Source organism: Roseofilum capinflatum BLCC-M114 (genome assembly GCF_030068505.1).
GTDB classification, from domain to species: domain Bacteria; phylum Cyanobacteriota; class Cyanobacteriia; order Cyanobacteriales; family Desertifilaceae; genus Roseofilum; species Roseofilum capinflatum.
Map to the genome: position 1 here is coordinate 22,085 of NZ_JAQOSO010000021.1, position 23,001 is coordinate 45,085.

Annotated in this window: 22 protein-coding genes; 8 read left to right on the forward strand and 14 right to left on the reverse strand. The window is 48.4% G+C overall.

The annotated features are described in order from the left end of the window. The first annotated feature begins 170 nt into the window (after positions 1–170). Entirely contained in the window at positions 171–2,264 is a 2,094-nt protein-coding gene (gene rne, locus PMG25_RS04885; RefSeq protein ID WP_283765789.1) for a ribonuclease E, read from the forward strand. Between the two features lie 12 nt (positions 2,265–2,276). After that, the gene (locus PMG25_RS04890) at positions 2,277–2,849 is read left to right on the forward strand and encodes a ribonuclease HII (protein WP_283765790.1); all 573 of its coding nucleotides are present in this window, start codon (positions 2,277–2,279) and stop codon (positions 2,847–2,849) included. Positions 2,850–2,859: 10 nt separating this feature from the next. Here the strand turns inward: PMG25_RS04890 and PMG25_RS04895 are convergent, their stop codons facing one another. Next, entirely contained in the window at positions 2,860–3,759 is a 900-nt protein-coding gene (locus PMG25_RS04895; RefSeq protein ID WP_283765791.1) for a LysR family transcriptional regulator, read from the reverse strand. Between the two features lie 152 nt (positions 3,760–3,911). On the opposite strand from PMG25_RS04895, the gene metE reads away from it, so the two are divergent. The 4 genes from metE to PMG25_RS04915 all read left to right on the forward strand — a co-directional run bounded on the left by metE (position 3,912) and on the right by PMG25_RS04915 (position 8,611). Then, on the forward strand, positions 3,912–6,269 hold the full coding sequence (gene metE, locus PMG25_RS04900) for a 5-methyltetrahydropteroyltriglutamate--homocysteine S-methyltransferase (protein ID WP_283765792.1): 2,358 nt from the start codon (positions 3,912–3,914) through the stop codon (positions 6,267–6,269). Next, positions 6,269–6,703: a hypothetical protein gene (locus PMG25_RS04905; RefSeq protein WP_283765793.1), complete on the forward strand. Its 435-nt coding sequence runs from the start codon at positions 6,269–6,271 to the stop codon at positions 6,701–6,703. The genes metE and PMG25_RS04905 overlap by 1 nt, the downstream gene beginning before the upstream one ends. Positions 6,704–6,819: 116 nt before the next feature. Next, on the forward strand, positions 6,820–7,917 hold the full coding sequence (locus tag PMG25_RS04910; protein WP_347178745.1) for a fatty acid desaturase: 1,098 nt from the start codon (positions 6,820–6,822) through the stop codon (positions 7,915–7,917). Positions 7,918–8,194: 277 nt separating this feature from the next. Continuing rightward, on the forward strand, positions 8,195–8,611 hold the full coding sequence (locus PMG25_RS04915) for a hypothetical protein (protein ID WP_283765795.1): 417 nt from the start codon (positions 8,195–8,197) through the stop codon (positions 8,609–8,611). Between the two features lie 149 nt (positions 8,612–8,760). Here PMG25_RS04915 and PMG25_RS04920 read toward each other — a convergent pair whose 3' ends face one another. Further along, positions 8,761–9,084 (reverse strand): type II toxin-antitoxin system PemK/MazF family toxin, encoded by a 324-nt coding sequence (locus tag PMG25_RS04920; protein ID WP_283765796.1) that lies wholly within the window; start codon positions 9,082–9,084, stop codon positions 8,761–8,763. 105 nt (positions 9,085–9,189) lie between these two features. Between PMG25_RS04920 and PMG25_RS04925 the strand changes: the two genes are divergently transcribed. Further along, a complete protein-coding gene (locus PMG25_RS04925) occupies positions 9,190–10,320 on the forward strand; it encodes an AbrB family transcriptional regulator (RefSeq protein WP_283765797.1) in 1,131 nt (376 codons plus the stop codon). Positions 10,321–10,742: 422 nt separating this feature from the next. Here the strand turns inward: PMG25_RS04925 and PMG25_RS04930 are convergent, their stop codons facing one another. The 4 genes from PMG25_RS04930 to PMG25_RS04945 all read right to left on the reverse strand — a co-directional run bounded on the left by PMG25_RS04930 (position 10,743) and on the right by PMG25_RS04945 (position 14,718). Next, positions 10,743–12,245, reverse strand: a complete 1,503-nt coding sequence (locus tag PMG25_RS04930; protein WP_283765798.1) for an MmgE/PrpD family protein — start codon at positions 12,243–12,245, stop codon at positions 10,743–10,745. Positions 12,246–12,272: 27 nt separating this feature from the next. Further along, the gene (locus PMG25_RS04935; RefSeq protein ID WP_283765799.1) at positions 12,273–13,025 is read right to left on the reverse strand and encodes an SDR family NAD(P)-dependent oxidoreductase; all 753 of its coding nucleotides are present in this window, start codon (positions 13,023–13,025) and stop codon (positions 12,273–12,275) included. A 10-nt stretch (positions 13,026–13,035) separates the two neighbouring features. Beyond that, on the reverse strand, positions 13,036–14,010 hold the full coding sequence (locus tag PMG25_RS04940) for an HpcH/HpaI aldolase/citrate lyase family protein (protein ID WP_283765800.1): 975 nt from the start codon (positions 14,008–14,010) through the stop codon (positions 13,036–13,038). 117 nt (positions 14,011–14,127) lie between these two features. Further along, the gene (locus tag PMG25_RS04945; protein ID WP_283765801.1) at positions 14,128–14,718 is read right to left on the reverse strand and encodes a DUF1997 domain-containing protein; all 591 of its coding nucleotides are present in this window, start codon (positions 14,716–14,718) and stop codon (positions 14,128–14,130) included. 236 nt (positions 14,719–14,954) lie between these two features. Here PMG25_RS04945 and pheA point away from each other — a divergent pair, with 236 nt between their 5' ends. Continuing rightward, positions 14,955–15,827 carry a prephenate dehydratase gene (pheA, locus tag PMG25_RS04950; protein WP_347178746.1) on the forward strand — a complete coding sequence of 291 codons (873 nt, stop codon included), beginning with the start codon at positions 14,955–14,957 and terminating at the stop codon, positions 15,825–15,827. A 137-nt stretch (positions 15,828–15,964) separates the two neighbouring features. Here the strand turns inward: pheA and PMG25_RS04955 are convergent, their stop codons facing one another. The 8 genes from PMG25_RS04955 to PMG25_RS04990 all read right to left on the reverse strand — a co-directional run bounded on the left by PMG25_RS04955 (position 15,965) and on the right by PMG25_RS04990 (position 22,898). Then, positions 15,965–16,609, reverse strand: a complete 645-nt coding sequence (locus PMG25_RS04955) for an LON peptidase substrate-binding domain-containing protein (protein WP_283765803.1) — start codon at positions 16,607–16,609, stop codon at positions 15,965–15,967. Between the two features lie 146 nt (positions 16,610–16,755). Beyond that, positions 16,756–17,073 (reverse strand): 30S ribosomal protein S10, encoded by a 318-nt coding sequence (gene rpsJ, locus PMG25_RS04960; protein WP_283765804.1) that lies wholly within the window; start codon positions 17,071–17,073, stop codon positions 16,756–16,758. A 116-nt stretch (positions 17,074–17,189) separates the two neighbouring features. After that, the gene (gene tuf / locus PMG25_RS04965; RefSeq protein WP_283765805.1) at positions 17,190–18,419 is read right to left on the reverse strand and encodes an elongation factor Tu; all 1,230 of its coding nucleotides are present in this window, start codon (positions 18,417–18,419) and stop codon (positions 17,190–17,192) included. A 153-nt stretch (positions 18,420–18,572) separates the two neighbouring features. Continuing rightward, positions 18,573–20,648 (reverse strand): elongation factor G, encoded by a 2,076-nt coding sequence (gene fusA / locus PMG25_RS04970; RefSeq protein WP_283765806.1) that lies wholly within the window; start codon positions 20,646–20,648, stop codon positions 18,573–18,575. A 202-nt stretch (positions 20,649–20,850) separates the two neighbouring features. After that, the gene (rpsG, locus tag PMG25_RS04975) at positions 20,851–21,321 is read right to left on the reverse strand and encodes a 30S ribosomal protein S7 (RefSeq protein ID WP_283765807.1); all 471 of its coding nucleotides are present in this window, start codon (positions 21,319–21,321) and stop codon (positions 20,851–20,853) included. A 138-nt stretch (positions 21,322–21,459) separates the two neighbouring features. Continuing rightward, positions 21,460–21,831, reverse strand: a complete 372-nt coding sequence (gene rpsL / locus PMG25_RS04980) for a 30S ribosomal protein S12 (RefSeq protein ID WP_283761835.1) — start codon at positions 21,829–21,831, stop codon at positions 21,460–21,462. Between the two features lie 107 nt (positions 21,832–21,938). Next, a complete protein-coding gene (locus PMG25_RS04985) occupies positions 21,939–22,277 on the reverse strand; it encodes a HesB/IscA family protein (RefSeq protein ID WP_283765808.1) in 339 nt (112 codons plus the stop codon). Between the two features lie 171 nt (positions 22,278–22,448). After that, positions 22,449–22,898, reverse strand: a complete 450-nt coding sequence (locus PMG25_RS04990; protein WP_283754586.1) for a cupin domain-containing protein — start codon at positions 22,896–22,898, stop codon at positions 22,449–22,451. Positions 22,899–23,001 lie beyond the last annotated feature (103 nt).

A 23,001-nucleotide genomic window follows, 5' to 3' on the forward strand; every position in this document is an offset into this window, starting at 1 on the left:
TTGTTCAGGCTACATTATAAGAAACATGCCCGCCGGTTGTGCAGTAAACCTGGGTGATGCTCTTTCCCTCCTGCGATCGGCTTGCGGCGAGCAACCCAGAACACCAGCGAGACAAATTGAATGCGTAAGCTGCTTACCTATTACTGACATGCATAATTTGAGGAAATTGGATGCCAAAGCAAATTATTATCGCCGAGCAGCATAGATTAGCTGCTGTTTTTGAAGAGGATCAAATCCAAGAACTTGTAGTCGCCACAGGAAGTCATCAAGTCGGAGACATTTATCTCGGTAGCGTAGAGAACGTCTTACCGGGTATTGATGCGGCCTTTGTGAACATTGGCGATGCCCAAAGAAATGGATTTATTCATGTGACGGATCTAGGCCCTCTGAGGCTTAAACGGGGTTCAGGAACGATTACGGAACTGCTGGTTCCCCAACAAAAGGTGCTGGTACAGGTGATGAAAGAACCCACGGGTTCTAAGGGGCCCCGGTTAACGGGTAATATTACCCTGCCCGGTCGCTATCTGGTGCTGATGCCCTATGGACGGGGGGTGAACCTATCGCGCCGGATTATGGGGTCTCAGGAGCGATCGCGCCTACGGGCCTTGGCCATCCTGATTAAACCGGCCGGTATGGGCTTGTTGGTGCGGACGGAAGCCCAAGCTATGGCCGAAGAAGCGATCATGGAAGACCTAGAAGAATTACTGGGTCGCTGGGAATCTATTTTAGCTGAAGCCAGTTCCGCCGCGCCCCCAGCCCTATTGGGTCGAGATGATGATTTTATTGTCCGCGTCCTCCGGGATATGTACAGCAATGATGTCAATCGCATTGTGGTAGACTCCCATACCGGTCTCAAGCGGGTGAAACAACAGATCATGAACTGGAATGGAGGTAAAACTCCGCCGGGTATCTTGATTGACCATCACCGGGAAAAGAACTCGATTTTGGAATACTTCCGGGTGAATGCGGCGATTCGAGAAGCCCTCAAACCCAGGGTAGACCTACCCTCCGGAGGCTATGTGATCATTGAGCCAACGGAGGCTCTAACGGTAATTGATGTGAACTCTGGCTCCTTTACCAGTTCCGCCACAGCCCGCGAAACGGTGCTGTGGACAAACTGCGAAGCGGCTACGGAAATCGCCCGTCAATTGCGTCTACGGAATATTGCTGGGGTGATTATTGTCGATTTCATTGACATGGACTCCCGAAAAGATCAGTTGAGAGTCCTCCAACATTTTGAGGAAGCCCTTTTAGCGGATAAGGCTCGCCCCCAAGTGGCTCAACTGTCGGAGTTGGGTTTGGTGGAATTAACCCGTAAACGCCAGGGACAAAATATTTATGAGCTGTTTGGCCATACCTGTAAAACTTGTAATGGTTTAGGCCATTTGGCAGCCCTGCCAGGGGAAGTAGAAGACCCCCCAGCCGCTCTACAGGATCGCTCCTATCCCGTGGGACGGGAAACCCCTACCCCAGATCTGCGCTCCTCAGAAACTCCGGCTCCCACCCTCAAGCCAGATTTTGTGAATGAGTTGGCTTCTAGTGATGAAGCTGGTTCGGGTTATGGGGAACCGTCTTCCCTGCGTAGCTCTTCGGGGATAGATAACCTGGGAGAAGGGTTTTCTGCTGATGAGGAGGCGATCGCCAGACGCACTCGCCGCCGCCGCCCGGATGCCAAAGATCAGGGCGCATATGGATATAGTGAGCCAGCCTATCGGGGAGGATCGGATTTTTCGGCCACAACGCTCCATGAAGGATCGCGACCCTCTGATGTTCGCTTTTCCTCTCGGAAAGACTATTGGGATAAACCCACGAACCCACGTAAACGTATCGGGGGACGATCCATAGAAGCTCCTCCAGAGGTGGTTAAGGTTCCGATGACTGCCGAAGAGCAAGATATCTATGCTTTGATGGGTATTTCGCCTTTGGTGTTGTTGCCTAATGGAGAAAGCAAAAACCCTAAATCAACGATTATTGAAGTCAATTCAGTAGATTCCCATGATTCTGAGGGTTCGACTGCAACTTTAACTTTGGTGGCTACTACCCCAGAGACTGAGGAGGAGGCTTCTCCAGACCCAGAGAAAGTAGCACAAGAAGAAGGCAGTTGGGGATGGATGTCTGCGAGTGGGGAGCCGGAACCCGTGAGTACCCAAACGCTACAGCCAGAAGATGCCGATGGGGTAAGTGGTTCCGATGATGAGACGGGTGAGGAGATTCCAGAAACTCGTCGCCGTCGTCGCCGCCGCTCTTCTGCGGATTCAGAATAATTAGTTATTATTTTGGATCGGATCGTTCGAGTGGCAGGGGTTGATGAAGTGGGCCGAGGTTCGCTCTTCGGCCCCGTGGTGGCGGCTGCGGTAATGGTCTCGCCAGAGGTGGGCCATCGGTTGCAGGGTTTGGGGGTGACCGATAGTAAGAGGTTGAGCCACCGCAAGCGAGAGCAGTTATTAGGCGTGATTCAAGAGTTGGCGATCGATTGTCAATTGGGTGTGGCCTCAGTGGCGGAAATTGACCAGTTTAATATTTTACAGGCTTCCTTGTTGGCGATGAGGCGGGCGGTGTTGAAATTGGCCGTGGTTCCCCAGGTCTGTTTGGTAGATGGACTCTATGAGATTCCTGAATGGCAAGGGGTTCAAAAGACGGTGGTCAAGGGAGACCAGACGGAGGTGGCGATCGCCGCCGCCAGTATCTTTGCGAAGGTCTGGCGAGATGAGTTAATCACTCGCTTAGATCCGATGTTTCCCCAGTACGATCTGAGGGCGAATAAGGGTTATGGCACGAAGAAACACCGCCAGGCGATCGCCGAGTTTGGCCGATCTTGTCTGCATCGGCGATCGTTTAAACTCCACTAACTGGATCTATTCAAGGATGCTCACTGTAGTTACGAGCCAGCGCCATAAATGCATGGAGATAATCAACTTCGAGATCGGTGCGACGGACACCCAAAAAGATTTGCTTTTGAACCCCCCTGGAACCGAGTCGCACTCCACGCACGGGATACTTTTCCGAGAATTCCTCCACCAGCCAGCCTGGTAGAGCCGCCACTCCGCGTCCGCAGGCAACCATTTGCAGCATGATGTCCGTACTCTCGATCGCTTTCTGTTTTCTGACCGTCCTGCCCGCCGGAGCGAGGAAGCAGGTGTAGATATCTAGGCGATCGCGAGAAACCGGATAAGTGAAAAGCACTTCTTCACCAAGCTGCCGGGGGATGACGTGATCCTTCTCTGCAAGTGGATGATCTGAAGAGACCACCAGAACCTGCTCATAGTCAAAGACCGGCTCAAAATGCAGTGATTTTTTTCGTAGCGGATCGGGTGTCACCAGCAGGTCAATCTCATGGGCGAAGAGCGCACCGATGCCGCCAAATTGGAACTCCTGTTTGACCTCAAAATCCACCAACGGCCAAGCGCGTAAGTAGGGGGCGACGATCTTTTGCAGCCACTGGTAGCAGGGGTAGCACTCCATACCAATTCGTAATGTTCCCCGCTCACCACGGGCGAACTGTTCTAATCGTTCCTCTAGGTGGACGAACTGGGGAATCAGGCGATTGGCCGTGGCCAGCAAGTGGGTTCCCGCCGGAGTCAGGCGAAGGCTGCGTCCTTCCCGATACCAAAGCTTCACCCCTATCCGATCTTCCAACTTACGCATACTGTGGCTCAGAGCCGATTGCGTCAGGTGTAGCGCATTGGCGGCGGCGGTCATAGTCCCGTGCAGTTCAACCGCACGGACGATCTCAAGGTGGCTACGTTCGAGAAATGCCATCAGCTTTCCATGAATTTAGTTCATTATTCCATGAGTAAATACCATTTTTCTTCATCGGTCAAGGCTGGTACGATAATTTTTATGCCAATAAGCAACAAGGAAAACAGCATTCATAAATTTGCTGAAATACACTCACATCGGAGCTAAGTTCTATGAGTAACAGCCATATCAAAACCCATTCGCTGGGATACCCTCGCATTGGAGCCAAGCGTGAATTGAAAAAGGCCACGGAAGCCTACTGGAAAGGCAACCTGCCTCTTTCTGATCTGCTCGCTACGGGCAAGACCTTGCGCGAAACCAACTGGAAGAAGCAACAGGCTGCCGGAATCGATCTCATCCCGGTCAACGACTTTTCCTTTTATGACCAAGTGCTAGACATGAGTTGCCTGCTTGGTAATGTGCCGTCGCGCTTCCAGTGGCAAGGTGGGCAGACCGATATCAACACCGTTTTCACCATCGCTCGCGGTACAGAGGGTGGCGCTTCTTTGGTTGAAGACGAGAAAGACTGCCAAACGAACAAGATTTCCACGTTCGCCAGCGAGATGACCAAGTGGTTCAACACGAATTACCACTTCATCGTCCCTGAGTTTCGGGCGGACACGAAGTTTTCCCTGAGCAGCACAAAAGTCTTCGATGAGTTCGCAGAAGCTAAGGCACTGGGGATTAACGCGAAGCCGGTGCTGGTCGGCCCCGTGACTTACCTCTCCCTAGGCAAGGTACAGGATTCTAAAAACCCGGACTTTGAGCCGTTGACCCTCCTCGATCGCCTTCTCTCTGTCTATGAAGAGATCATCAACAAGCTGGCAGCCGCAGGAGCGGAATGGATACAGCTCGATGAGCCGATTGTTTCCACGGATCTTAGCGATCGCCAGCGCGATGCTTTGAAGGCAGCATACGATCGCCTCTCCAAGGCCAAAGGTTCCGCCAAGTTGCTCGTCACCACCTATTTTGGTGGCGTGAGAGATAATCTCGATAACTACCTCGCGTTGCCCGTTGATGCATTGCACTTTGATTTCGTGCGCGGTTCAGAGGACATCGACACTGTTCTAGCCAACTTCCCACAGAACACAATTCTCTCCGCCGGAATCGTCGAAGGCCGTAATATCTGGAAGAACAATTACGATGCCTCACTAGACGTTTTGAATAAGGCCAAGGCTGCTGTCGGCGCGGATCGGCTCTGGGTCGCACCGAGCTGCTCGCTGATGCATTCACCCGTTACCCTGCAAAACGAACAAAAGCTTGATGACGAGCTAAAAAGCTGGTTAGCCTTTGCTGACGAAAAACTCACGGAAGTCAGCGAACTCCGGCAGCTTCTCGATGAAGTCGGCAGTGCCCAGATCCTTGAAGCCAACCGTGCCGCCGCCGCATCCCGGAAGTCTAGCAAGCGCATCCACAATGATGCCGTGAAAAAGCGCCTTGCTGAGGTTAAACCCAGCGATTTCGATCGCGCCTCGGTCTTTGCTGAACGTCAACCCAAACAGCGAGCCAAGCTGAATCTGCCAGAATTCCCCACCACAACCATCGGCTCGTTCCCGCAGACCAAAGAAGTGCGTCAGGCACGCGCCCAGTGGAAAAAAGGGAAACTCAGCGATGCAGACTACGACCAGTTCCTGAAGGAAGAAATCGCGAAATGCGTTGCCTTCCAAGATGCGATCGGAGTCGATATGCCTGTTCATGGCGAGTTTGAGCGCAATGACATGGTGGAATACTTTGGCGAAAATCTCGAAGGCTTTGCCTTTACCAGCACCGGCTGGGTGCAGAGCTTTGGTACTCGCTACGTGAAACCGCCGATTATTTTTGGCGATGTCAGCCGTCCCAACCCGATGACGGTGTACTGGTCTGAGTATGCTCAATCCCTGACCGATCGCCCGATGAAGGGGATGCTCACCGGCCCGGTTACAATCCTCCAGTGGAGCTTCGTGCGCGACGACCAGCCGCGCTCCGTCACCACCCATCAGATCGCCCTCGCCATTCGCGATGAAGTGGTAGACCTCGAATCCGCCGGGATCGCCGCCATCCAGATCGATGAACCAGCCTTCCGCGAAGGCCTGCCGCTACGCCGGAGCGAGTGGGATTACTATCTCGACTGGGCAGTGAAGGCCTTTCACCTCAGCGCCTGCGGCGTGAAGGATGATACCCAGATCCACACTCATATGTGCTACTCTGAATTCAACGACATCATCGACTCGATCGCCGCTCTGGATGCCGATGTCATCACGATTGAGACCTCGCGATCGAATATGGAGCTGCTCGATGCCTTCGTGGACTTTAAGTATCCCAATGAGATCGGCCCAGGGGTCTATGACATCCACTCACCACGAGTGCCGCCCACCGATGAGATGAGCAACCTTATGTCAAAAGCGGAAGCCGTGATCCCGCGTCAGAACCTCTGGGTCAACCCAGATTGTGGCCTCAAGACTCGCCAATGGTCGGAAGTGAAGCCTTCCCTCATCAACATGGTCGAGACCGCAGTAAAACTTCGTGCTACGGCAGTTTCGAGAGGTGAATGATGCGACCCCCCTCTGAGGTCTGGCAGGGTTGCTCAGGTCACTGGCAGCCTGCCTTTATTCGAGAAAACCTATTGCCGCTGGGTCATGCTGCCTGGCAGGGGTATCTGACTCACGGGCGGGGACTCCTCGCCTGTGAGGTGGAGGGGGGAGATGCGATCGCTGTGGATTGGAGGAGTGATATCGTGCAATATCGCCTCCAGTACATTCCCTCTGGCGCTATCCCTACCTACCTTGAACCCCATCATCTGCAAACAGATTGCAGCCATCGCCTAATGGATACAGTGCAAATCTATACCCCTGATCGAGATATTTCGATCGCCATTGAGGGGAAGCCGATTGAGATTTATTGGTTGCGGAATTTGGCGATCGCCCCTCCCGATTGCTATCGCCAGGTGTGCGATCGCTGGGATGAATTTAACCTAGAACCTGAGTAGACAGGAGGCACAACTTATCCCCTGCCAGAGTTCTCAATGTCGGTAAAGGAAAGCTCACCCCCTCTACCTCCAGAAACAATTGCTCTGGACGGGGGCTTCGATAACAACAACAACTAATGAACACCATGGTCAAAAAGTCAGATTTTGTCTTAGCGCCTTACATAAAAAGCAGTGACCGACGCGCCACCTATCAAATTCTCAACACCGTGGTTCCCTACATTGTGCTGTGGGTTTTGGCTGTTAAAACGGTCTCCATTTCCCTCTGGCTGTTGCCGCCGATCGTTGGGTTAATGGTGCTTTTTTTGTTGCGCTGCTTTTCGCTGATGCATGATTGCGGACACTATTCCCTATTTCGATCCAAACGGGCCAATAGAGTGGTGGGCTTTGCGCTGGGAGTCGTTAACGCGATCCCTCAATATGCCTGGTCGAGGGATCATGCCTATCACCACAAAACCAATGGCGACTGGCAACGGTATCGCGGTATTGGTGACTTTCTCTCTGTCGAAGAGTTTGCTCAACTCAGCGCCTTCGACCAGAAACTCTACGGCCTACTTCGGCAGCCACTTATGACTCTGCCGGGAGGTTTCTTCTATCTCGTGATTCAGCCCAGGCTGACGTTGATATTAGGTATTCTAGGGTTTGTCAGGCACGGGTTGACCTGCTTAAAAACTAATGGGTTCAAAAACTTCAGATCGATTGTTTCTTCATATAAGTCCGAGCATTGGCAGACAAGCAAAGAGTTTTGGGATGTGCTGTTGAACAACATTTTTGTTGTAGGCAGTTGGTTTATTTTGAGCCATCTAGTCGGACTGGGACTATTTTGGGGTCTGTATGCAACTGTGATGACCTTGGCTGGAGCAATTTTTATCTGTGTCTTTTTTGTACAACACAATTTTGAAGGTGCTTATGCCCAGAAAACTGTGGATTGGGACTACCTGTGCGGGGCGATTGAGGGTAGCAGCTATCTAGATTTGCCACCCATTCTGCGCTGGTTTACCGCCGATATCAGCTACCACAGCATTCACCATCTCTCAGAGCGAATTCCGAACTACAACTTGGCTGCCTGCCATCGAGCCAATTCTCACCTGCTCTCGAATGTGACAACCCTGCGGCTTGGCGATGTACTCCACTGTTCCAAATTTATCCTGTGGGATGCCGCCGCTAATCGGCTGGTTCCAGTACCAACCAAGAAAAAGGCATTGTTCGCGGCTTAGATGGTGGGCATAACTCCCCCGAAAAAGCAGCTTGAAACTGTCTTCTCAAAGAGCGAGTGATGCCTATTTTATAGCGATCAGAATTTCTGACCAAAGGAAAGCGCCGATCGCTATAGCTAGTGGGCTGACCCACCTAAAATAGGGCTTTGTTTGTAGTAAGCACTTTAGTGCTTAAAAGCCTAGCTGGAGATTGCTCAAGCAATCACTACGAACAAATTCATCCCCTATTGTAATCTTTAATTCAATAGGAGATTGGCTTTCACAATAGAGGTCTCTAATGAGAGAAACCAACGATAGATCGAATTGGCATCAAGATTTTATTGCCAGTAATTTGTTGGTCATTGGCTATAATGCTTGGGCTGGTCATCTCAGCCAGAAGCGCGGCGCGATCGTTTGTAGCACAAATGCTCCAACATTGGGGGTTTGCGGAGAATCATTCAAAACTCATTTTATTGGGCAATCTCATCTTGCGCCGTTCCTGAATGCCTGGTTCGCGGCTCCTGACACGGCAATGTTGCCCCATCACTTTGCGATCGCTCACATCTTGGGAGTTGTCAATAATTATTCTCCAACCACAGAGGTTGTATTGTTGCTGGAGTCTTGCGATCGAGTAACATTCTTTTACTTGAAAAACCTACCCATTACACCCCCTCAATGTTACGAGCAAGTCCGTAAGACTTGGGATGAATTCTAGCCAAGATTTTGCCCTTATGGAAGATTGCCGATGAACATCAACAGATCTGCATCGCCTACTCCAAATGACTCATAGGCCCAAGGTTCATCTCCCTTGAGTTTAACGATAGTTTAACAACCCGTTCCGCGTGCAGCCGCTTGTTAGGCAAGCTACGAAGACCTAAATGCTAAACTAAAACCAAGCTCAATACATACCGCTTTCTCAATCTCTTCCCAGTAAATCTCCTCTAAATCACCCTGTTTATTTTTAATTCTCTGGGCATCCACAGCTCTCATTTGACTTAAGTTGATGTGTCGATCTTTATCTAATCCATTCTTGGCAGTCGGTGTAACATTCACAACAAATGGATAACTTTTTGCTCCGGGCAATAATGGAGCAACTATTGTCGTTGCCCCATTTTGGTTGCCAATATCGTTTTGCAAAATCAGACAAGGGCGCTCTTTATTGCGGATGGGTTTTGGATAGGGTAACATTCTGGGTACGCCAGAGTAAGAGGTTGTACCCCAGAGCGATCGCCAAGCCTGACTAAAACTGGAGAGATGGCTCTGAGCTTCTGGATACAGTAGAAGCTAAACTTTATGGAAAAAGGATCAAAATATGATATGAAAATCTTGGCATCCTGGCATCAAGCCATAAGCTCAAACTGGCAGAACCTCAAAAGAATTATCCCAGTCTTCACTCTCGCTGTCGTTTTCGGCTTTACTTGCAATGAGCTAGGAGTTCCTATTGGATGGCTGCTCGGCCCCTTACTGGTTGCGATTGTGTATGCTTGTATGGACAGCGATCGCCAACCCCTCCCCTCCAGTTTTATTAAAGTGGGCAAAGCCATGATTGGCCTCTACTCTGCCTCCAGATTTTCCCCTGAAACCTTAATGTTAACCACAACTTATGCTGTACCGATCATTGTATGTATTTTGATCACGGGTGCTTTAAGTATGTTCAACGGTTACCTGCTGTGGAAATGGACAGGAGTCGATAAATTAAGCAGTTTTTTGGGAGCCATTCCTGGTTCTGCGGGTACATTAGCCATGATCAGCGAAGAGTTTGGGGCAGAACCCATAACCGTTACCCTGCTTCAATATATCCGTATGGTTATTGTTGTCCTGACTATACCCACGTTAACTTTATTAATTTTTTCCGATGATGCAGTAGAACCCATAACCACTACACTCTCAACCGTTAACGAAGCTACCCTACCCATGGTTCTCAATTTACCCGTCTTGGGCATATGCGGTATTTTAGGCGTTGTCCTAGGTCAGTGGCTTAAGCTCCCTACCACTGGATTTTTAGGCGCTTTTTTATTAGGGCTATTATTATTTTGGACTGCGCCCAACTTATTCTTTGTCCCTCATTGGTTGTGGATTATAGCCTTAATTTTAGTCGGACTCTCCATTGGCTGGAAATTTGATTGGCAAACAGTCCGCAAACTTTGGAAAGCCGTATTACTAGAAATTCTGCTAGTGATCGTCCTGATGTTATCTTGCATGGTCATTGGCTATCAATTTCATCGCCTCACTAACATCAACATTGTCACCGCAATTTTAGGGTTTACCCCTGGAGGAATAGAAGCAATGATTGCCACCGCTAATCAGTTAGGCGGTGATACGGGGATGGTCTTAGCCATACAAATTACCAGGCAAATGTTGATTTTATTAGGAATTTATATCTTCAACCTTTCGATCGCAGATAAAAAAACCAATACAACTTAGTTGGGTTAACAAGGGTAACATCAAATCTATTTATTTGCGCTACTGGACCGGCAAGCTTAAAATTGGGGGTAAGAGTGTAGGTTGGGTTGAGGAACGAAACCCAACACCCGTCTGACGAAAGTTGGGTTTCACTTCGTTCAACCCAACCTACAGTTTTAAGCTTGCCGGTCTAGTAGGGTGGGCACTGCCCACCTTACAAATTGACCTACATAATGTCTCATTGTTATTCAAATTGACTATAGTAGAGGCGAACAATTTTCTGTCCCTACTCTGGGGAGTGCGAGCATCTTGCTCGCTGTTGTTTTCCCTAGCGAGCGAGACGTTTGTCCTGCGGACACGCTACGCTACGCACTCCCCCAATGCATCAAATTAGCTGAAACAGTCCACTACTCCCTTTTGCCCAAAGCTTTAGCACTAGGGTATTAGAAAATTCCTGGAGCAGTATTTTCGATCAGATAGCCCGGAGATGCGATTAAATTCAGCTTCATTAAATCCTCTGGAGCTAGTTTCGGTAACTGTTGCACCAATTCGAGGAAATCTTTCTGCTCTTTAGGTGCAATAATTCCCTCAGTGAGCATCTCGAATTTGCGAATATAATTGGGACGCTGAAAGGGTCGTGCGCCGTAGGAATGGGCGTTGGCAACGGCGAGTTCATCTTCAAGTTTAGAGCCATCCGTAAAGAAAATCTCAACGCGAGCGCCAAAGGCTCGTTCTTTGGGATCGCGGCTGTGATAGCGTCGCGTCCATTCTGGGTCTTCTAGGGTGCGTATCTTCTGCCAAAGACGAACGGTATCTTCCCGTTGAGCGCGTTCTGGGGTATAAGAGTCAAAGTGATGCCAGCGTCCATCTTGCAGGGCAACGGCAAAGATGTACATAATCGAATGGTCTAGGGTTTCCCGCGTGGCTTTGGGGTTCATCTTCTGGGGATCTCCGGAACCCGTACCAATAACATAATGGGTTTGATGGCTGCCGTGGATGACTATTTCTTTGATCTTCTCGAAGTCATCAATTTTTTCTCCCATCCGAAAGGCTAAATCGATCAGTCCTTGGGCTTGATATTCCGCAGAATGTTCTTTGGTATAGGATTCGAGAATGGCTCGCTTGGGTTCCCCTGGTTCGGGTAGGGGCATGTGATAAACGGCATCGGGGCCGCTTAAAATCCAGGCAATAATACTGTCTTCGCCTTCGTAAATGGGGGATGGTGAACCTTCTCCCCTCATGCAGCGATCGACGGCTTCGAGACCATTTTTACCTGCGAATGCGGGAGCGTAAGCTTTCCAGCTAGAAATATCGGCTTTGCGAGATTGCCTGGTGGTGATGGTGGTGTGGGCGGCTTGCTGAACGGCTTGATAAATGGTTTCTGTATCTAATCCTAAGAGAGTACCAATTGCGGCAGCTACGGACGGCCCTAAGTGAGCGATATGGTCTATTTTGTGTTCGTGGAGACAAATGCCTTTAACTAAATCGATCTGAATTTCATAGCCGGTTGCGATCGCCCGCGTCAGAGCCATACCGTCACAACCGCATTGTTGAGCGGCTGCGATAATCGAAGGGATATTATCTCCAGGGTGGGAGTAATCTGCGGCATGGAACGTATCATGAAAGTCGAGTTCCCTAACTGCGACGCTATTGGCCCAAGCCGCCCATTCCGCACAGACTTTTGTTTCTGGGGGAACGCCAAAGAGGGTCGCGCCACCCGTGCGTGGGTGAGCGAGGGCTTGAGCGCGGGCGGTTTGGACTGAATGATAATTGAGTGCAGCACAAGCAGCAGCAGCATTGTCGATGATGCGGTTGATGATCATCTCAACAACGTTGTCTTCTACTACAACGGGATCGGATGCTACGGCGGCAATTTTCCAGGCCAGTTGATCTTCGCGGGGAAGATACTCTTTAGATGGATAGGTTCGGACTTGATGAATTTTCACTTTCGTATTGTTGATAAACTAAAAATGTTAGTATCGTAGCGCTCCGCCATTGACGTGAAGAGTCTGACCGGTGATGAAACTTGCTGCATCTGAGGCTAAAAAGACGCACATATTGGCAATTTCTTCGGGCAATCCCAAGCGTCCTTGAGGGACAGTGGCGATCCGTTTTACCGTTTTTTCATCTGTGGAACTACCAAGGCTCGTGTTTATGAGTCCGGGAACAATGTGGTTGACTGTTATTTTTTGTGTGGCTAATTCCACTGCTAACGCTCTGGTCAAACCCAGCGCTCCCATTTTCGAGGCACAAACGTGAGACCATTCGGTTCTACCGATGAAGGCATTGAGTCCTGATACATTAATAATCCGACCCCACCCAGTAGCGAGCATACTGGGTACTACTGCCCGACAGCAGAAAAAGGGGCCGTCTAGGTTGACTCCGAGAACGCTGCGCCACTCTTCTGTGGTCATGTCGGTTATGGGGCGCGATCGCCGCAGTCCGGTATTGTTGACCAGAATATCGATGCGACCGAATTCGTCCAATACCTGTTTTACCATAGCCTGGACTTGGTTTTCATCCGCAACATCGGCTAGGACGGAGATAGCCTTTACTCCTAAAGCTTCTACTTCTTGAGCTGTAGATTGGGCTTCTTCGGCACTGGTACGGGCGTTGATAGCGACAGAAGCGCCCTGTTTCCCCAATTCCAAGGCGATCGCCCGCCCGATATTGCGGCTCGATCCAGTCACCAAGGCTACTTTACCGTCTAAATTGATTTGAGTCATATTTCAACCGTTAAAAGTGTATGGGCGCTAAATACCCTTGCCTCAAGTATTTTTTGATTTGGCGATCGGCTGCCTTAAAAGCAGGCATTCCCTTATACTCGCCACCGACCACATGAGCGTTAGTTTTAGCGCCGCCCAAGAATGATTCTAGAGTTTCTAGCTCTTCTTCTATCTCTGCAATTGTGGGGGAATAGACTAAATTAATCAATTCTAACTGTTTGGGATTGATGCACTTTTTACCAGTAAAACCGTAGATATAACGGGATAATTCGGCTTCTTTGCGAGAACTTTCAGGATCGTTAAATTTGGCCGAAACGCTGTCAAATAATGCCAGTCCGTGTATTTTTCCCGTGAGGGCAATTGTACCTAAAATTTGTTGGAATAAAGGACTTTCACAGGTCGATATTCGATCTACACCTAGGTCAGTTGACATATCGCCTACCCCAAAACCTAGTGCATCTCGGCCTTTTCTGAGAACTCTGGCGATGTCGTCTATGGCCTTGAGACCGGCGATCGTCTCAATGGTAACGATGTAGTTTTTGTCCTCTCCAATTGCCTCCATCAGTCGGGCAATTTGGTCACCCGATTCTCCTTTGGGCAGGGTGACGGAATCAAAGGGAAATTGAGCGATCGCTTTGATGTCTTCTTCTAACTCCTGGGGTTCCCCAACATTAATTCTGACGTTATACTCAACGATTCTGGGCTTGGGGGGGAGGTTGGCAATGCTATCTCTTGCAACTTGCTTTTGGTCTGCCGGAATGCTGTCTTCTAAGTCCCAGATAAAGCCATCGGCAGGGACTTCATTGTTACCAATTTTTTCTAAGTATCGAGGCTTATTCAGAGGAACAAACAGATGGGATCTTCTTTTGAACTCTGGTTTAAATTGACTGTCAGTGCAATATTGGTTCAGATACTCATAGACATTTGCTGATAAGCCGAACTTGTGTTCGTGCAATTTAAACTCAAGAGCAAATTTTTCTCTCATGCCTTTTTTAACCCATGAATTCTAAGGGAACATTTAAGGGTCAAGTTATTCTTGACCGAATAAATTTTGCCCTTATAAATATTAGGAGCTTTTTGACCTTCGGTCAACCCCTCCTCTTTAGGCCTGATAGGGATTAACTAAGGCTTCCAGGTTGCCAGAATTTTCAGCTTCTGTATTTTGGCTGTTTTGTACCCAGTGGCGATAGTCTGACAAGAGTTGATGCATCAAACGCTGTTTGATGGTTAAAAGGACACTTCTAAGTAATCCATTGCCCGTGTTTTCTAGGATATAGGAGGGCGTGAGGTTTAAGGGAGGAGGAAGTTCTACTTGTACCGTTAAGTTGGCTTTTCCATGAAGAGTAGTGCGATCGCCACTCTGTTGGGGACAAAGTTTTCCTTTTAAGTCCAGATGAAACCGTTGATTAATATATTCAATGCCTCGAATATGACAATTGACTGATTGCAATTGTACATTTCCGTGACTATCGGCCCAAACCTTGAGGTCTACCGTAGGCTGGAAGGTAAACATCATGAAGGTGAGAGGGCGCATTTTTAAGCGAAACAGCTCGTCACTTAAATGTTCAATTTGACTTTGGGCGGTTAAGGCATTGACAAGACGTTTCGGTTGCCGTAGGTAATGCTGTATGGGAATAGGCTGATGAGGAACATTGAGGTTAACCGATTGGGTGGCGCTAAATTGGGTGGTCATAGATTGGGAGTTAATCTGCAAATGTAAATATATTTTACAAAATTCTCAAGATTCTAGCTGGTGGCTAGACCATGAAAAAACGCCCTCTATTAGATAGAGAGGGATTCTGGAACTGTAAATGCTGGATTTAAGTTGCGGATATCATACCGTGTTGTGTATGAATAATTGATATTTAATTGTTAATTTTTATGGACTAACCTCAATAATTCTAACGATCCACGATGAAATCAGGAGAAATCATGGTTATTATTGCTTATTTGGGGCCGCGAGGAACTTATTCGGAAGCAGCGGCGATCGCCTGTTGTCAACAGCTTCAAGCTCAGGGTTATGAGGGTCAGTTGCGTCCCTATCCCAGTATTGCCCAAACCTTACAGGCCGTAGCTAAACAGCAGGCCGATGTGGCGATCGCCCCAGTAGAAAACTCCATTGAAGGGAGCGTTCCCATGACCCTCGATAGTGTATGGCAATTAGAGGGTTTAGAAATTCAGCAAGCTTATGTGTTACCCATCACCCATGGACTGCTCTCTCAGGTAAGCGATTTATCAGCCATTGAAACCGTCTATTCCCATCCCCAAGCCTTAGCCCAGTGTCAGGAGTGGTTAGAACAACATTTACCGGGAGTTGAATTAATTCCCACTAACTCCACCACAGAATCCATTCAGTATCTTCAGCCCGATCGACCCATCGCGGCGATCTCTTCCCAACGAGCAGCAAAACTCTATCAAGTTCCCGTATTAGCCTATCCCATTAACGATCATCCAGATAACTGTACTCGCTTTTGGGTCATGACCTCTACAGGTGCTGATGTGAAGTTAAATGAACCCTCCCAACCCAAAACCCATACCTCGATCGCCTTGAGTTTACCCAATATTCCGGGAGTGTTGGTCAAACCCCTGGAAATTTTTGCCCGTCAAGGAATTAACTTAAGCCGCATCGAATCTCGTCCCACCAAGCGATCGCTGGGCGAATATTTATTTTTTATTGATATTGAAGTTGATGCTAGAGAACCCAGCATCCAAAGCACCCTTCAACAACTCGAAGAGTACACCGATGTGTTAAAAATATTCGGTAGCTATACCGTTACCGATATTTATAGCGCTTCGCGCTAGGGAATAGGGAATAGGGAATAGGGAATAGCTTGTATTGCTTAGGGTCTAGCCTTCAAGCTGTACTCCATAGAAGAGAGAAACGCTATACCACAGTTCTATGATGTTCTGAGGTGTACTCATTACTCATTACTCATTACTTATTCCTTAAACGTATCTTTAAGCACAGTGCGAGCCGCTAAGTGATTACGAGTCGAGGTAAGAATTTCTGTTTCCCTCTCCAATCGTTCGGCGGTATTTTGCATTTCTAATAAGGCTTGTTGTTCTGCTGCCACACCATACAAGTTACTCGCGACCCAGTAAGATAATTCAGTGGGCAATGCCGGGATATTGTCGGGTAATTCAATGTCCTGACCTGTTAATTTAGAGGATAGGTGAACCACATCTTGAAGCAGTTGTTCCACATGAGTCGCTAAGGATCTCAAATCGCGATCGGTCGGTTGATCTTCGATCCATTCCACCAACCCTACGCGATAGGGTTTTTCTCGTACATATTCCAAAACCCGAAACCGTTGTTGTCCTAGGGTAAGGATCTTCATCCGGTCATCGGGTAAGCGTTGATAATTAACAATTTCTGCACAGCAACCCACGGAAACGGCTTCATTTTTGAGCGGGTCCCACATCAACACCCCAAACCGACTATCCGTTTGAAGCACGGTATTCATCATCATCCGATACCGAAATTCAAAGATATGTAGGGGTAGGGGTCTCCCTGGAAAGAGGACGACTTCTGGTAAGGGAAACAGAGGCAATTCTCGCACGGCGATCGATGAAGAAGATGTCATGGTGATTTTCCTATGCTGGAGACTCTAAAGAAAGACCTGGAAATAGCACAAACATCTTTTAGTCTATCGCATTGTTCGAGGCTGCAAAAACCTAACCTCAATCTTCAGGATCGATCCTTAACCAGGGAAGGGGAAAGAAAACAAGCTTAAAGCTTCACTTCGATATCAACTCCAGCCGGCAGATCGAGTTTCATCAGAGCATCAATGGTTTTAGAGGAAGGTTGGTAAATATCAATAATGCGACGGTGGGTACGGGTTTCAAAATGCTCCCGCGAGTCTTTATCCACGTGGGGCGATCGCAGGATACAGTAGATTTTGCGTTTCGTGGGTAAAGGAATGGGGCCAACTGCTGTGGCGTTGGTGCGGTTAGCCGTATCGACAATTTTTTCACAAGAGGTATCCAGGAGACGGCGATCGAATGCTTTCAGACGAATACGGATTTTTTGTTGTTGTAGAGTTGCCATGATTATTTACACTTGTCAAGGTTCTGTGAAAGTTTTGAGAGAGAAACCCTTCCCCATGAGTTTAGGGTTCACTGAGGGAAGGGTTTAATCCAGATGAATGGGGGACTCAGACCCAGCTATTTAAGGATCTTAGCGACCACACCCGCACCGATAGTACGGCCCCCTTCACGGATAGCAAAACGCATTCCTTGTTCAATGGCGATCGCATTGATCAATTCCACGTTCATTTTAATCCGGTCGCCAGGCATCACCATCTCGGCAGTACTACCATCATCTGCGGTGAAGGACTTAATCGTACCGGTTACATCCGTTGTCCGCACATAAAACTGAGGACGATAGTTCGAGAAAAAGGGAGTATGACGGCCACCTTCTTCTTTTTTCAGCACATAAACTTCAGCTTCAAACTCAGTATGAGGGGTGATCGAACCGGGTTTAGCCAACACCATACCCCGCTCAATATCCTCTTTCTTCATTCCCCGAAGCAGAAGACCAGCATTATCACCAGCCATCCCTTCTTCCAGAGATTTCTTAAACATTTCCACACCCGTCACCGTCGTTTTCCGAGTGTCTTTAATGCCAACGATTTCCACCTCTTCATTGAGCTTGATTTTACCCCGCTCAATCCGTCCGGTGGCAACCGTTCCCCGACCGGTAATGGTAAACACATCTTCGACTGCCATCAAGAAAGGCTTATCCACATCCCGCTCTGGAGTCGGGATAAAGCTATCCACCTCATCCATCAACTGCCAAATGGCATCCACCCAAGCATCCTTACCCCGTGCCGTCTTCGGATCGGCAACCATAGCTTCTACAGCTTTCAGGGCTGAACCTGAAACAATCGGAATATTGTCACCATCGAATTCGTAATCACTCAGAAGCTCGCGGACTTCCAGCTCCACCAGTTCTAACAATTCCTCATCATCCACTTGGTCTTTCTTATTCAAGAACACCACCAAGTTAGGAACACCCACCTGGCGAGCCAAAAGAATATGCTCGCGGGTTTGAGGCATGGGGCCATCCGCCGCAGAAACCACCAGAATCGCACCATCCATTTGCGCTGCCCCAGTGATCATGTTTTTCACATAGTCAGCATGTCCAGGACAGTCCACATGGGCATAGTGGCGGTTACCCGTTTCATATTCCACGTGAGCCGTATTAATGGTAATTCCCCGCGCTTTCTCCTCTGGAGCAGCATCGATATCTTCGTAGTTTTTGGCTTTGGCTTGGCCAGCCGCTCCCAAGCTCATGGTAATCGCCGCAGTCAGGGTCGTTTTACCATGGTCAACATGACCAATCGTACCAATATTAACGTGAGGTTTTGTCCGTTCAAATTTTTCGCGTGCCATAACTAATTAATTGTGCCTAATGTTGACTAGATAAAAGACGAAGTAAACGTTTTCTGACCGTCAGTCAGGACAGTCAAGGGATGAGATCCAGGACATTAGAGTTGATAGCGTTGATTCCTCAACTCTCACCAACTCTAATTGTCCTAGTGGATTTTATGACTCTCCCTTGCTCTTGGCAATGATGGCTTCTGCCACATTCCGAGGAACTTCATCATACTGACTAAATTCCATGGAAAAAATTCCGCGTCCTTGAGTTTTGGAGCGAATATCCGTGGCATAACCAAACATTTCTGCCAGAGGAACTTTAGCCGAGATCTTGCTCAGACCGTCTTCAGAACCCATCCCTTCAATCTGGCCGCGACGGGAATTTAGGTCTCCCATCACATCTCCGAGGAAGTCTTCAGGAACTTCCACCTCTACCTTCATTGTGGGTTCCAGGAGAACGGGAGATGCCTTAGTCACGCCTTCTTTAATGGCCATAGAGCCAGCAATCTTAAAGGCCATTTCCGAAGAGTCTACTTCGTGGAATGAACCATCGACTAAGGTGACCTTGAGATCGATCACGGGGTATCCAGCCAGGATGCCAGACTCGCAAGCTTCTTTCATCCCTTGTTCAGCAGGGCCAATGTACTCTTTGGGTACAGATCCACCGACAATTTTGGAGACAAATTCAAAGCCGCTACCCGGTTCACCTGGTTCGACTTGAACCACCACATGGCCGTATTGACCTTTACCCCCACTTTGGCGGATAAATTTACCTTCAGCTTTGATCGCTTTACGGATGGTCTCCCGATAAGCCACCTGGGGCGCACCTACATTGGCTTCCACTTTGAACTCCCGCAGCATACGGTCTACGAGAATTTCTAAGTGGAGTTCTCCCATACCGGCAATTACGGTTTGGTTGGTTTCCGGATCAACGCTGACTCGGAAGGTGGGGTCTTCTTCAGACAAGGATTGGAGGGCTTTGGAGAGCTTCTCCATGTCTTGCTTGGTTTTCGGCTCTACTGCCACGGAGATCACCGGTTCTGGAATGTACAGAGATTCCAGAATTACTGGAGAGCTGTCATCACAGAGGGTATCTCCAGTCGTGGTGTCTTTCAGACCCAGGATTGCGCCTAAGTCACCCGATCGCAGCTCATCGACTTCAATCCGCTCATCTGCTTTGAGGATAATCAACCGAGAGGCCCGCTCTTTCTTGCCCTTGGTCGAGTTCATGACATAGCTGCCTTTTTTCAGCACGCCTGAATAGACCCGCGTAAAGGTCAAGCGACCATAAGGGTCAGACATGATTTTGAAGGCTAGGGCAGAGAAGGGCTGCTCATCATCGGCTTTGCGTTCTGTAGGCGTACCATCGGGTAGGGTTCCTTGAATCGCCAGCACGTCAATGGGAGCAGGCATATAGTCGATTACGGCATCGAGGAGCAATTGTACTCCTTTGTTCTTGAAGGCAGAACCACACAGCAGGGGAACGATTGTCCCGTTAATGGTTCCCTTACGCAGAGCATCATGGATTTCTTCTTCCGTTAGCTCTTCCCCTTCCAAATATTTTTCGGTCAGAGCATCATCGGTTTCCGCTACGGATTCAATAAGCTTGGCACGATACTCTTCTGCTAGTTCCAGAATTTCTTCGGGAATTTCGGTTTCTTCAATATCTGTACCGATATCATTCGTGTAGATTTTGGCACGCATTCGCACCAAGTCTACAATACCTCTAAAATTGCTCTCTGATCCAATAGGAATTTGAATGGGGACAGCGTTGGCCCGGAGACGATCTTTAATTTGTTCGTATACCTTGAAGAAGTTCGCTCCTGTGCGATCCATTTTGTTAACGAAAACAATCCGGGGCACTTTATAGCGATCGGCTTGTCGCCATACGGTTTCTGATTGGGGTTGAACGCCCCCAACTGAACAAAATACGGCAATTACACCATCTAATACCCGCATGGAACGCTCGACTTCAATGGTGAAGTCCACGTGACCTGGAGTATCAATAATGTTGATTTGATGGTCTTTCCAACTGGTACTGATGGCGGCTGCTGTGATGGTGATTCCCCGTTCCCGTTCTTGGGCCATCCAGTCCGTTACTGCTGTTCCATCATGCACTTCACCAATTTTGTGAACGATGCCTGAGTAAAACAGGATTCTTTCAGTTGTTGTTGTTTTGCCCGCATCAATATGGGCAGCGATGCCAATATTGCGAATTCGCTCCAGCGGGATATTTCGTGCCACAGATACCTCCTTGGTCTTGAAAAGCAGTCTTGATTGGTTATTTTTCTGCTCTTTTAGAATTGTATACTTTTTTTAAGACAAACGTTTAAGACTTCCTGAAGAAATCTAGTCTAAATCGGTTTTAGACTAGACTTGGCTCAGTTGATTGGCCTTGAGCTAAAGATTTAGGGCTTTAGTTTCCCAGAATAGTGGGCTGGATGCCTTAGTAGCGATAGTGGGCGAATGCTTTGTTCGCTTCAGCCATGCGATGAGTTTCTTCTCGCTTACGAATGGTGTTCCCGGTTTCGTTGGCCGCATCCATCAGTTCATTGGCTAATTTCATGGCCATGGAATTGCCAGAACGCTGTCTGGAGAACCGGATTAACCAACGCAGAGCCAAGCTTATTCCCCGATCTGAACGCACTTCCATAGGAACCTGATAGGTTGCTCCACCTACCCGTCTGGCTTTCACCTCGACTAAGGGAGTGGCATTTTTAATGGCTTTTTCAAATAGGTTCAACGCATCCGAACCGGTACGTTCTTCAATAATCTTGAAGGCATCGTACAGGATGCGAGAGGCTAAGGATTTTTTGCCACTCTCCATGATCCGCCGAATCGTCATACTGACTAAGCGGCTATTGTATACCGAGTCTGGAGGGACAGAACGGTGATGAGATACTCCTCGACGAGACATAGGTTTAGGTTTGAGAATTGAATAATGGGTTTACAGTATAAATCTACACGATCAGCGTTACAATAACTAGGAAGCTATAACGGTTGGTGTTAATCCAATCAATAGATAGAGGGGATCGATTAAACCGTTGTTAGTCCGCTATTTGGGCCGTTTAGCTCCGTACTTGGAGCGACCTTGCCGCCGATCTTTTACGCCTGCGGTATCCAGCGTTCCCCGGATAATGTGATATCTTACACCAGGCAAGTCCTTCACCCGTCCACCGCGAATCATGACAACGGAGTGTTCTTGAAGGTTGTGCCCAATTCCTGGGATATAGGCCGTTACTTCAAACCCGGAGGTCAAGCGTACACGGGCTACTTTACGCAGGGCTGAATTGGGTTTTTTAGGCGTTGTAGTGTAAACACGGGTGCAGACTCCACGGCGCTGAGGACAGCTTTTTAGGGCCGGAGACTTGGTTTTCCGTTCTATTTTCTGACGTTCAGTACGAATGAGTTGTTGGATCGTTGGCATAAGGTACGGAGGTTTGCTATAAACCGTCTCTGGTTCAACTTTGACGACAATTTTTGACTTTACCAAATAAAGATACCTTTTGTCAATCCTTTTAGGTCTTAATCCTTCTAGTTTGAGGGGGAGTCAAGGGAAAAGGATTGACCACAACCACAGGTTTGGGTGGCGTTGGGATTATGGAAACGAAATCCTCCACCCATCAAATCATCAGAGTAATCGACTTTTAGGTTATCGAGATAAGGGAGTTGGGTTGGATCAACGATGATGGCGATCGCCTCATACGCATACTCCTGATCAGTCTCCTGTTTTTCCGAGTCAAACCGGATCTCATAGCTAAAATCTGCACATCCCCCTGTCTGCACCTCAAAACGCACCCAAGGTTTAGCTTGGGGATATCGGCTTTGCAAGCGTTTTAATTCTGTGGCCGCAGCAGGGGTTAAATGAATCATGGGAAATGCCCTTTAAACGTCTATCAGTTTATCCTATTTCCAATGGATATAACGCCCTCTCCCTAAATCCCTCTCCCAAGGGAGAGGGACTTTTCCTCCTTCTCCCTTGGGAGAAGGGGGTAGGGGGATGAGGGCAACAGTTGATGATTCATTTGGGGGGGTATCTCTAATTTAAACTTTACTCTCTTTGCCGTTACTGCGGGCATAGTCATCCTGGAAGCGGACAATATCATCTTCACCCAAATATTCCCCATTTTGCACTTCGATCAGCACCAAGGGAATCACTCCCGGATTTTCCAACCTATGGGAGTTTCCTTGGGGAACATAGGTCGATTGGTATTGGTACACCATGATTTCTTTATCGCCACAGACGACTTTTGCCGTACCCGAAACCACGATCCAATGTTCGCTGCGGTGGTGGTGCATCTGTAAACTCAGGCGATGACCGGGTTTTACTTCGATGCGTTTAATTTTATAGCCTTGTCCTTCTTCCAATACCGTATAGGTTCCCCAAGGGCGTTCTCCCACTTCGCAGAGTCCACTGGAGGAGGGAGAAGACTTAGGAAGGGAGTCTTGATCTTTGTCTGAGTTAACGGTTGGGCGTTCTGTAGCTTGTACCATGATTGATTTTTCTCCGTAGAAGGTTAGAAATCTTGGGTTGCAGAATCGATAAGGGGAGAAGAGTTCCCCTTCGCTAACCATAACAATCTTTGCTGTTGAGTGT